Origin of the sequence: Neisseria sp. Dent CA1/247 (genome assembly GCF_022870825.1) — a bacterium.
Taxonomy (GTDB): domain Bacteria; phylum Pseudomonadota; class Gammaproteobacteria; order Burkholderiales; family Neisseriaceae; genus Neisseria; species Neisseria zoodegmatis.
The window spans coordinates 2,485,483-2,497,288 of sequence record NZ_CP091522.1; the positions used below are offsets into that span (position 1 = coordinate 2,485,483).

The 11,806-nt window shown below is 51.0% G+C and carries 10 protein-coding genes; 7 read left to right on the plus strand and 3 right to left on the minus strand.

All coding sequences use genetic code 11. From position 1 onward, the window contains the following. Window positions 1-127: 127 nt before the first annotated feature. The 6 genes from grpE (at window position 128) to aceK (ending at window position 7,639) form a co-directional block, all read left to right on the plus strand. Complete coding sequence (gene grpE / locus LVJ85_RS12160; protein WP_244740043.1) at window positions 128-691, plus strand: nucleotide exchange factor GrpE; 564 nt, start codon at window positions 128-130, stop codon at window positions 689-691. 245 nt (window positions 692-936) lie between these two features. Further along, entirely contained in the window at window positions 937-2,868 is a 1,932-nt protein-coding gene (gene dnaK, locus LVJ85_RS12165; protein ID WP_244740045.1) for a molecular chaperone DnaK, read from the plus strand. A 403-nt stretch (window positions 2,869-3,271) separates the two neighbouring features. Then, complete coding sequence (gene menA / locus LVJ85_RS12170) at window positions 3,272-4,177, plus strand: 1,4-dihydroxy-2-naphthoate octaprenyltransferase (protein WP_244740046.1); 906 nt, start codon at window positions 3,272-3,274, stop codon at window positions 4,175-4,177. 120 nt (window positions 4,178-4,297) lie between these two features. Then, window positions 4,298-4,987 (plus strand): Bax inhibitor-1 family protein, encoded by a 690-nt coding sequence (locus tag LVJ85_RS12175; RefSeq protein ID WP_244740047.1) that lies wholly within the window; start codon window positions 4,298-4,300, stop codon window positions 4,985-4,987. Window positions 4,988-5,113: 126 nt separating this feature from the next. Next, window positions 5,114-5,626, plus strand: coding sequence for a pantetheine-phosphate adenylyltransferase (gene coaD / locus LVJ85_RS12180; protein ID WP_244740049.1), 513 nt, complete (start codon window positions 5,114-5,116; stop codon window positions 5,624-5,626). Between the two features lie 237 nt (window positions 5,627-5,863). After that, entirely contained in the window at window positions 5,864-7,639 is a 1,776-nt protein-coding gene (gene aceK, locus LVJ85_RS12185; RefSeq protein WP_244740050.1) for a bifunctional isocitrate dehydrogenase kinase/phosphatase, read from the plus strand. Window positions 7,640-7,768: 129 nt separating this feature from the next. Here aceK and LVJ85_RS12190 read toward each other — a convergent pair whose 3' ends face one another. Together LVJ85_RS12190 and LVJ85_RS12195 are read right to left on the minus strand one after the other, a co-directional pair. Next, window positions 7,769-8,209, minus strand: a complete 441-nt coding sequence (locus LVJ85_RS12190; protein ID WP_244740052.1) for a hypothetical protein — start codon at window positions 8,207-8,209, stop codon at window positions 7,769-7,771. Between the two features lie 12 nt (window positions 8,210-8,221). Further along, entirely contained in the window at window positions 8,222-9,022 is an 801-nt protein-coding gene (locus LVJ85_RS12195) for an NUDIX domain-containing protein (protein ID WP_244740053.1), read from the minus strand. Between the two features lie 121 nt (window positions 9,023-9,143). Between LVJ85_RS12195 and LVJ85_RS12200 the strand changes: the two genes are divergently transcribed. Next, window positions 9,144-9,791 carry a hypothetical protein gene (locus tag LVJ85_RS12200; protein ID WP_244740054.1) on the plus strand — a complete coding sequence of 216 codons (648 nt, stop codon included), beginning with the start codon at window positions 9,144-9,146 and terminating at the stop codon, window positions 9,789-9,791. Window positions 9,792-9,913: 122 nt separating this feature from the next. On the opposite strand, the gene LVJ85_RS12205 is transcribed toward LVJ85_RS12200, so the two are convergent. Beyond that, the gene (locus LVJ85_RS12205; RefSeq protein WP_244740055.1) at window positions 9,914-10,864 is read right to left on the minus strand and encodes a transposase; all 951 of its coding nucleotides are present in this window, start codon (window positions 10,862-10,864) and stop codon (window positions 9,914-9,916) included. Window positions 10,865-11,806: the final 942 nt, after the last annotated feature.

Genomic DNA, 11,806 nt, shown 5'->3' on the forward strand with positions numbered 1-11,806 from the left:
CGGTTTATCAACAGCAGTTTCTTCACAAAAAATTTTTCCAACCGTTTTGCTTCTCACGGCTTGAATAAGCTTTCAGACGGCCTTATATAAAGCATCATTCACATCTTATCTATACAGGATAATCGACATGAGCGAACACAACCCCGTTGCAGAAACAGAAGAAGCAGTAGAATCGGTTGAAACTATTGAAACCGAGCAAACAGAAGAAGTTCAGGAAAAGCCTTCTTATGAAGACTTGGAAGCCAAAATTGCCGAACTTGAAAACACACTCAAAGACGAACAACTGCGCGGCCTGGCTAATGAGCAAAACCTGCGCCGCCGCCATCAGGAAGAAATTCAAGCCACGCATAAATTTGCAGGCCAGAAATTTGCCTCTGAAATGCTGCCGGTTAAAGATTACTTGGAAATGGCATTGCTGGATCAAAGCGGCAACTTTGAAGCACTCAAAATGGGCGTTCAAATGACTTTAAACGAGCTGAACAAAGCCTTTGAGCACACCCAAATCACAGAAATCAACCCGCAACCCGGCGACAAACTCGACCCGCACCATCACCAAGCCATGCAATTGGTGGAGAGCGAGCAAGAGCCGAACACCATCGTAAGCGTGATGAAAAAAGGCTACCAACTTGCCGACCGCGTATTGCGCCCCGCTATGGTTACCGTGGCCAAAAGCAAAGACAGCGAAAGCTGATATCGCGCAATACTCTTTTCAGACGGCCTCTTCCATCACAGGCCGTCTGAAACATCCTTGTGGATAAGTAAATCAAGCACTTGAATTAAAAAATAAATATTTATCTGAAAAAATTAAACCGCAAGACTTGAAAAGCAAAAAAACCGCCTTATTTACGAATCCGACAGCGGGAATAATTCCCCATTTACAGTTTTAAGCATCATCAAATTTCATATTTAAAAATTATCTCGTAAGGAGCAAAACATATGGCAAAAGTAATCGGTATCGACTTAGGTACAACCAACTCATGTTTGGCTATTTCTGAAAACGGCCAAACCAAAGTGATCGAAAACGCCGAAGGCGCACGCACTACCCCGTCTATCATCGCTTACCTCGACGGCGGCGAAATCCTCGTCGGCGCACCGGCCAAACGCCAAGCCGTTACCAACCCGAAAAACACCATTTATGCCGCCAAACGCTTAATCGGCCATAAATTCGAAGACAAAGAAGTACAAAAAGACATTGACCTGATGCCTTTCGAAATCGTCAAAGCCGCCAACGGCGACGCATGGGTAAAAGCACAAGGCAAAGAATTGTCTCCGCCCCAAGTTTCCGCCGAAGTATTGCGCAAAATGAAACAAGCTGCCGAAGCCTACTTGGGCGAGCCGGTAACCGAAGCCGTGATTACCGTACCGGCCTACTTTAACGACAGCCAACGCCAAGCCACCAAAGATGCAGGCCGTATCGCAGGTTTGGACGTTAAACGCATCATCAACGAACCGACTGCCGCAGCCTTGGCCTTCGGTATGGATAAAAACACCACCGGCGACCGCAAAATTGCCGTTTACGACTTGGGCGGCGGTACATTCGATATTTCCATCATCGAAATCGCCGATGTGGACGGTGAAAAACAATTCGAGGTGTTGGCTACCAACGGCGACACCTTCTTGGGCGGCGAAGACTTCGACCAACGCCTGATCGACCACATCATCGCCGAGTTCAAAAAAGAACAAGGCATTGATCTGAAACAAGACGTAATGGCGCTGCAACGCCTGAAAGAAGCCGCCGAAAAAGCCAAAATCGAATTGTCCAGCGGCCAACAAACCGAAGTTAACCTTCCGTACATCACTATGGATGCCACCGGCCCTAAACACTTGGCAATGAAAATTACCCGTGCCAAATTCGAGAGCTTGGTTGAGGACCTGATCGAACGCTCTATCGAGCCTTGCCGCGTAGCCGTAAAAGATGCCGGCTTGAGCGTGGGCGACATCGACGACGTGATCTTGGTGGGCGGCCAAAGCCGTATGCCGAAAGTACAAGAAGCCGTTAAAGCTTTCTTCGGAAAAGAGCCGCGTAAAGACGTAAACCCCGACGAAGCCGTGGCTTTGGGCGCAGCGATCCAAGGCGAAGTATTGGGCGGCGGTCGCAGCGACGTATTGCTGCTCGACGTAACCCCATTGTCGCTTGGTATCGAAACCATGGGCGGTGTGATGACCAAACTCATCAACAAAAACACCACCATCCCGACCAAAGCGTCGCAAGTGTTCTCGACTGCCGAAGACAACCAAAGCGCAGTAACCATCCACGTGCTGCAAGGCGAACGCGAACGCGCTTCTGCCAACAAATCGCTGGGGAACTTCAACTTGGGCGACATCGCACCCGCACCGCGCGGTATGCCGCAAATCGAAGTAACCTTCGATATCGACGCCAACGGTATCCTGCATGTGTCTGCCAAAGACAAAGGCACCGGCAAAGAAGCGAAAATTACCATCCAAGGCTCTTCTGGTTTGAGCGAGGAAGAAATCGAGCGCATGGTAAAAGACGCAGAAGCCAATGCCGAAGAGGACAAAAAACTGACCGAACTCGTGGCTTCACGCAACCAAGCCGAAGCTCTGATTCACTCAGTGAAAAAATCATTGGGCGAATACGGCGACAAACTGGATGCAGACGAAAAAGCGAAAATCGAAGATGCTTTGAAAGCCGCCGAAGAAGCTGTTAAAGGCGACGACAAAGCCGACATCGACGCTAAAGCCGAAGCCTTGGGTGCAGCCAGCCAAAAACTGGGCGAAATGGTTTATGCCCAAGCACAAGCCGAAGCCAACGGTGCGGCAGCCGGCCAACAAGCCGACAGCGGTGCCAAAGGCAACGACGATGTAGTGGATGCCGAGTTTGAAGAAGTAAAAGACAAAAAAGACTAAATCTGCTCACGAGCCGTTTTCAGACGGCCTGATCGGAAGCAAAAAGGACGCTGTTTCAGCGTCCTTTTTTGTTGCCTGTTTAAACTAAAAAAACAAACCAATACTGCTCAATCATAGCTCCAAAACGACCTAAAAAAATCAATTTGCCAGATTAGCCGCAAGCCCCCAAACCATACAGACAACACACGAAATCGATTTTGCAGAATCGTTCCCGCCAGCCTCTTTAATCGCTTGCACCATATTCTTTAGGTGAATCAAATCAAGGCCGTCTGAAAATTAATCTTCACAACCATCTGCCACAACGCCTCATTTCGCCGAGCCGCATCCCTATCCGGTTATCATTCAGACGGCCTCGTCATATAATACCTACCTTTAACATTCCCAAGCACATTACTACCATCACATGGCTTTCAAACACTGGCTCGCCGCCGCCCGCCCGCGCACTTTGCCGCTGGCCGCTGCGTCTGCATTATGCGGCGGCGTGTCGGCAGCCCTAAATCAGCAAAGCAATCCGCCGGTTTTGGTATTGTGCGTCATGACCGCCGTCTCCCTGCAAATATTCAGCAATTTGGCCAACGATTACGGCGATGCCTGCAACGGTGCCGATTCCGCCGCCCGCTGCGGGCCGGAGCGCACGGTCAGTGCCGGGCACATCAGCCGCACCGTCATGAAACGCGGGCTGTTTGCCGCCGCCGTTATCTGCTGTGCGCTCGGCATCGCCCTTTTAGCAGCCGCCCTGCCCTCCATCGGCATGAGCGGACTGCACAACTGGCTGTTGTGGCTGCTGCTCGGTGCAGCGGCGGTGGCGGCGGCATTCGCTTATACCGCCGGTAAAAAACCTTACGGCTATGTCGGTTTGGGCGATTTGGCCGTGCTGGTTTTCTTCGGCTGGCTCGGCGTGCTCGGTTGCGAATATCTGCAAACAGGCCGTCTGAACGCATGGTCGTGGCTGCCCGCCACCGCGCTCGGATTGTGGTGCAGCATGGTGTTGAACATCAACAATATGCGCGACATCGACAGCGATGCGGCCGCAGGCAAAACCACCGTCGCCGTGCGCTTGGGGCTGCACCGCGCCAAGCTGTATCATACTGCTTTGCTGGCTGCGGCAGGGTTGATGTGGTGGTATTGGCTGCCGCACTATTTCAACGCGGCGTTGGCAGGCCGTCTGAATGCTTTTCTGCTGGCGGCATCACTCATCCACTTGTATTTTCTAAAAAAAGCCCAATCTTGCGCGCAGCTCGACAAACTGCTGCCGCAATGGAGCATCACGGTTTTGCTGTGGGTGCTGCTGTTGTGGCTGCATGTATAAGGCCGATCAGCGGCATTTCAAACCGATGGCAATAATTTTGCGCCAAAATCTTTGATTTGCTGCTAAAATCCTTTTTCATTCATTTTTTACACCCATTTCACCAATTAGGGAGCAAACGCCATGCAAAACGACGTTTACGATTACACCCAAACCGCCGGCGCGGTACAAAAAAATACCGTGCTGCGCAAAACCTACGGCCTGCTCGGTCTTTCTTTCATTCCCTGTGCTGCGGGCGCATTTTTGAGCAGCCAAATCGGTTTCAACCTATACACCATGTTCGGCAACCGCTGGATTGCTTTCGGCGTGATGTTGGCCTTTTTCTACGGCATGTGCTTCCTAATTGAGAAAAACCGTTACAGCAATGTGGGCGTAACCCTGCTGATGGTGTTTACTTTCGGCATGGGCGTACTGATCAGCCCGCTCTTGCAATACAGCCTCAGCTTCAGCAACGGCGCAAAAATCGTCGGCCTCGCCGCCGCGATGACTGCTGCCGTATTCTTTACCATGGCTGCCATGGCGCGCCGCACCAAAGCCGATATGAATTCACTCGGCCGCTTCTTGATAGTGGGCGCCGTGGTATTGATGGTAGCGGTTGTTGCCAATATGTTCCTGCAAATTCCTGCGCTGGGTTTAACCATTTCCGCCGGCTTTGTGATTTTCAGCTCGCTGATGATTATGTGGCAGGTTCGTACCGTGATTGACGGCGGCGAAACCAGCCACATCAGCGCGGCATTAACCATCTTCATTTCCATCTACAACATTTTCAGCAGCCTGCTCAACATTCTGCTGTCTTTAGGTGGCGAAGATTAATCGGAGCCGATTCAAAACCAAAGGCCGTCTGAAAACTTTTCAGACGGCCTTTGGCTTTGACATTCACGGTATCAGGCTTTATCCTGCCAGCCGTAAACGTTCCAACCCTTTGCATACTTCTCCAAAATGACTACACGCCCAATCCGCCGCGCGGTGTATGCCGGCAGTTTCGACCCGCCCACCAACGGCCATTTATGGATGATCAGCCGCGCGCAGGCCATGTTTGACGAGCTGGTGATCGCCATCGGCGTCAACCCCGAAAAACGCAGCACCTACACCGTTGAAGAACGGCGCGAAATGTTGGAAGCGATCACAAGCGAATTTCCGAATGTGAAGGTAACCGTGTTCGGCAACCGCTTTTTAGTCGATTACGCCGACAGCATCGGCGCACGCTTTGTGATCCGCGGCATCCGCACCGCATCCGATTACGAATACGAACGCTCGATGCGCTACATCAACAGCGACCTGCAACCCGACATCACCACCGTGATTCTGATGCCGCCGCGCGAATTTGCCGAAGTGTCGTCCACCATGGTCAAAGGCTTGGTCGGCCCCGAAGGCTGGCGCGACATGGTTCGCCGCTATCTGCCCGAACCTGTGTACCGCAAGATTTTGAAAGACCACGAAAACGGAGATTGATGCACTTGTTTTCCATTCAAACCGAAACATTGAAGGCCGTCTGAATGATTTTCAGACGGCCTCGACTATTTTGAAACCCTACTTCCCGGCATACTCTGCGAAACCTCTTTAAGCCCACCGCTTTTCACAATCCCTCACTTGCCAAACCGCACAAAACCCCCTAAGGTTACATCGGATAACATATAAACAAAAAAGGCCGTCTGAAACAACGCCGGCCGCCAACGCAAAGGAAAAATAATGTCCCGACAACTTACCCAACAACTTGGGCGCGCGGTAGCCGAAACCATGCTGGCCGGCTTCAACAAACACTACCGCCTCTACCGCGAAGTTACCGCCCGCGCCAAAGAATTGTTTGAACAGCGCAACTGGCGCGGCATTCAGGATTTGGTGGCCGAACGTATCCAAATGTACGACCAACGCGTGCGCGAAGCCGTCGATTCACTCCACCGCGAACATGCCGCCACGGCTTTGAACGACGAAGTGTGGGCGGCAGCAAAAACCGAATACATCGCGCTTTTGGTCAACCACAAGCAGCCCGAGCTGGCCGAAACCTTTTTCAATTCCGTATCCACCAAACTGCTTGACAAAGAGTATTACAACAACCAGTTTATCTTCGTCAAACCATCCACCAGCACCGAATACATCGACTCCGACCCGCCCACTTTCTGCTCGTTTTATCCCAGCAAAGAAGGGCTGCGCGGCTGCATGCGCGATATCCTCCGCCACTTCGGCTGGAACGTACCGTTTGCCCATCTCGGCAAAGACATCAGCAACATTCTGCGGGCGGCGCGCAAACACTTCCAAGCCGAATGGCCGCCGCAAGAAATGAACCTGCATGTGCGCGTGCTGCATTCGCCGTTTTACCGCAACAAAGCCGCCTATATTTTCGGCCAGATTATCAACGGCGGCGTGCGCCATCCCTTTGCCTTAGCCGTACTGCACGACGAATCAGGCCGTCTGAAAGTAGATGCCGCCTTGTTTGAAGCCCAACAGATTGCCGTGCTGTTTTCATTTGCCCGCGCCTATTTCTTGGTGGACATGCCCGTGCCCAGCGGCTACATCCACTTCTTGCGCGACATACTGCCGATGCGCTCTCAAGGCGACCTTTACACCATGGTCGGCCTGCACAAACAGGGCAAAAACATCTGGTGGCGCGAGTTTGCCCAACACCTCGAATACTCGCACGACAAATTCATTCTCGCGCCCGGCATCAAAGGGCTGGTGATGAGCGTGTTTACCCTGCCCTCGTTTCCCTATGTGTTTAAAGTGATTAAAGACACCTTCGGCCCGAACAAAGATTTCGACCAAGAATACGTACGCCAAAAATACCTGCTCGTGAAAAAACACGACCGCGTCGGCCGCATGGCGGATACGCTCGAATTCGCCAACGTCGCCCTGCCCAAATCGCGCTGCGACGAAGAATTTTTGGAAGAAATGCGCACACTCGCACCGAGCCAGTTTGAAGAAAACGACGATTGGGTGATCATCAAGCACGTTTATGTGGAATACCGCTTAAAACCGCTCAACCTGTTTATGCAGAAAGCCAAGCCCGCCGACAAAGCTGCCGCCGTGATCGACTACGGCTACGCGCTCAAAGAGCTGGCCTCCGCCAACATCTTCCCCGGCGACATGCTGTATAAAAACTTCGGCATGACCCGTTTCGGCCGCGTGATTTTTTACGACTACGACGAAATCGAGTACATGACCGACTGCAATTTCCGTAAAATCCCACCCGCACCCAACCCCGAATACGAAATGTCGGGTGAAGTGTGGTATCCGGTAAACAAAGGCGACGTGTTCCCCGAAGAATTCGGCCCGTTCCTGCTCGGCGAACCCGATGTGCGGCAGGTGTTTTTGCAGCACCACAAAGATTTGCTCACTGCCGAATTCTGGCAGGAAAAGAAAGAAAGACTGCAAGAGGGGCTTTACGACGACTTCTTCCCCTACCCCCAATCGGTGCGGTTCTCGCCTGAGAAAACCGCTACGGGAATGGTTGACGATGCCGATGCCTAAGCACTTCTAAAATAGAAAAAGGCCGTCTGAAAACAAATGTATTTGTTTTCAGACGGCCTCACTATATGATTAGCCGTATTATCTCAACATGCCCAATAAGCCGTTGAAATCATTCAATTCTAACAACCCTCACTCCGCCGTAAAGGCCGTCTGAAAAACATCGCCGTTGATGTGGATATCCGCCAAATAATCATGGCGGTTTTGCACGCACACGGGCAGGCGGATTTGGTCGGCAGCCCATGCGCCGTCGGCTTGGCGAACCAGTTTATAGCGGTTAAACCCCATGTCCATGCCGCTCATGGAAAAGCTCACAAATACTTCCTGAACCTGCGGCGGCACGTTGTTCACGCGGATATCGAACGGCTGCTTGGCATGTACACGGTCGCTGAATTTGACAACAGCGCCGTTCGGCAGCGTACAGCCTGCATGCACATTACAAGCGGCTTGCGGGATGGCCGTAATATCCGGCTGTTTGCTCTGCCACCACAGCAAAGCCGCCACTTTCACTGCTGCAAATCCGAGCAGCAAAACGGCAATGGTTATTTTTTGACGACGGGTTAAACTAGACATTTTCAGACGGCCTCAAGCACATTCGGTTTCTTCATCAATCAATACGGCATGTGCGCCACTTGCCAGCCATTGTCGGCCGCATTGCTTCACACGCTCTTCATCCGCCAGCACCACCAGCGGCATGCCCACTCCGTCGGCCAGCACCGCCGACAATGCGGCAGCAGAATCATCGTTTTGCACGCGCCACACCACCACATCGGCATCCTGAACCAGCGGCCATTGCTGCGGCTGCGAAATCACCACCCAAACGCTGTCGGCCTGCGGCATTTTGCCTCGGCGACGTAAGGCTTCTTCATCAATCAGCACATGTTTGTGCTGCGGTTCGGCCAATTCAAACGGCACAACGCGGTATTCGCCCATGCTGTTTTCGCCGTAAAAACCTGTTTTCAGACGGCCTCTTAACTCAGTAGGTACGGCCAATGCGGCGAGTAAAGGGCCGTTGGCGGGCAGCATGGGCGATACGTCGAAATCTCCCGCACGCTGCCACGACCACGCCTGCCCTTCGCGCGATTCGGGTTCGCCCGACCATTCGTCTGCCTCTACGCGAAAAAAACGTAAATGCACCCGCGCGTGTTCGTAATCGTGAATCTTGGTCAGCCACGGACGCGCACGATGAACACGGATACCCAATTCTTCCTCCAGCTCGCGCTGCAAGGCATGGAATTCGGTTTCGCCCGCCTCCAGCTTGCCTCCGGCAAACTCCCAATAACCCGCATAGGGCTTGCCTTCGGGGCGGGAACTCAACAAATAACGTCCTTGCCGGTCAAGCACCACACCGGCTACTACTTTGACCAAAGGTCGGGATGAGTCCATACGTCGTACACCACAAAATGAAACGTAAGGCGCAATATACCGAAACCTCCGCCCGCCGTCATCCGTTGCCACGCAAGGGCGACCGGCCTGCGGCTTGTATTTTCCTATCTGCAATGTTATTTTGGGCTACCTTTTTTCGAGTATTACCGCCATGCGTTTTCCGTCTAAATTGCTGATTCTATGTGCGTGTTTGAGTGCTTTTACCTTAAACGGCTGCAATCAAAGCGACGCTCATACACCCATTCCCGTCCAATCCGCTCAAGCGGAAGCCGAGATCGTTCAAGGTAATTTTTTGGAGAACGCCGAAGCATTGCAGGCTGCTGAAACCGCGTTGAAAAACCTGCCTCAATTTCGCGGCAAAGACCTGATGTTTTTTGAAAACATCGATTTTTTCAGCGGAGTCCGCCCGCGCATTGAGTTAGACATACAAGACCCCAACCGCCCCGGAAAAATCGACCATTATCTCTACGAACACGGAAAATGGCGCTACACAGACACCATGCGCATCACGCCCGAAGTCAACGTTCCCGCCAATCTAAGCCCGCTTGCTATGGTGCGGTTTGCAGATGCAGCGGACATTGCCGCCAAATGGGCTGAAAAAGCGCGCTCGGTCAATGCGGTAATTACCGAACCTTATTACGTTTCGTTCGTCTTGCTGGAGAAACAACAAAAACGCTTCTGGCACACCGCCACGCTTGAGGCCGTGGGCAAGCAGTATTATCTGAGCTTCCATCTCAACGGCACCGTCTGGGAATTTAAAAAGCTCTGAGTTTCCGAGCTATCAACACAAAGATAGTGTATTGAACTGTCAATGTCATTATATTAAATAAAAGGCAACAGCTACCCCAAACCCCGTATTGTTATGGGGTTTTTAATTGAAGTGTTGATATTTTATCCCGCTGTTTTATATCGACTTTTATCGTATTCCGTTTGGTTCTTCAGTATGTGGAAAGCAATCACGGCCAGTTTTCGCATTATTGCAACAATGATGACTTTAAACGGCTTCTTTTTCTGTTTCAGACGGCCTATAAAGTCGGGAAAGGCATTCATGCGGTAAGCAACGAGAGCGGGCATATACAGGGCTGCCCTTAGGTCTGATTTGCCGACTTTTGAGATGTGCTGTCTGCCTTTTACGCTTGTGCCGGATTGGTACATACGAGGGTCTAAGCCTAGATAGGCGGTAAATTGGGCGGGGTTGTCGAAACGGTTTGTCAGGGCGGCAAGCAGTATTGATGCCGATGTCTCTCCTATGCCTGATATGGTTTTCAGGCGTTTTTTGTTTTGGTTGTAGGACGGGTTTTGTTTGTAAAAGGCCTGTAAGTCTTGTTTCAGGCGGTTAAGCAGTTGGTTGAAGTGGGCTATGGTGTCTGCTATGTGCGGTTTGATGTAGTCAGGGGCGGTTTGCTGTTTGGTTAATTCGGCTGCCCTTTGTTTTTTGATGCGGGCAATATAGCGGGTTATTTCTTGAAGCTGCTTGTGCTCTGGAGACGGTTTCTGCCACGGTTCAGGCGTTAGTACTTTGCAATATTGCGCTATCAGTTTGGCATCTTGTTTGTCGGTTTTGGAGCGTTGCAATACGGCTATGCCGAAGCCTTTTATTTTGCGCGGGTTTTCAACGCTTATTTTGTAATGGCCGCTTAGGTATTCGGCCACGTCTTCATAGTAAATGCCTGTGGCTTCGCAACAGCAATGCAGGGTTTTGTCTGCTTTATTGCTATCGAGCCATTTTTTTAATTCTCCATAGCCGATTGGGGTGTTTGCAAATTCCCGCTCATAAAAAATGCCGTCTGAAATCAGACAGCAATCCAGCTTTTCTTTACTTACGTCTATTCCTAAGTACATGGGTTTTACCTTATTAATGCAGGCTTTGCGCCTTAGATAGTGTTCAAACTTAAGGATTGGAAAAACCCCCGCTTCAATCTTTGTGACAAGCTGTTTTGCTTTGGCCGTACTTGCGAAGTCGAGGGCTTTGCGGCGCGGTTAGCTAATCCGCGCTGCAGCGGGATTTTAGCGGATATTTGGGATTAATTGAAACTTGGCATTTTATGCTTTCCGGTTTAATTTGTTTTGCCGTTTTTGGGCTTTGGCCATCTTCCCGGGAAGAAATAATATGCTAAAGGCCGTCTGAAATGTGTGTTTTCAGGCGGCCTTTGCCATTTGGAAACCGGAGATGGCAAGCGTTACTGGTGTAAAACCGTTCCGCTGCATTTTTGACATCTTGCATCGCAATCGGACGGGGTTTTATGCGATTTAAAAACTACCCTGTAAATCCTGCAAGGGGGTATTCATAAAGACTTCGTCTTTACAAACCTTCCCCCTTGCAGGATTTACAGGGCAGTTTTTGGACAATCGCAACCCCCGACCGACAGCGACGCAAGACCGATAAAAAAAACAGCTTCACTAGACCAACCCCCTTCCCTCAAGCTCAACAATCCCGATGCGGGCAGAGTGCAGACGGGAAAATGTTAATGATTTTTATGGTCGAGCCAGCGGCCAAACAACTTAAATAACTGAAACAGAAAGGAAACGATATGATTTAGTTTTGAACAATTGACAATTTAAACCAAAGCAGGCGGGGATAGCAAAAATCCCCAAGCGCGAACTAGGGGATTTTGCATTCCTGCCGAGTTTTAAACTTACAGGAGATTTAAAATGCAGATAACCTTGCGATTCGGGAAGCTGCTTTTAACAGTCAAGATTGACGTGAGAATAATATTAGCGTTAATCATGCTGTTTAGTCAATAACCCGCCACATAGGCCGTCTGAAACCGTTTCAGACGGCCT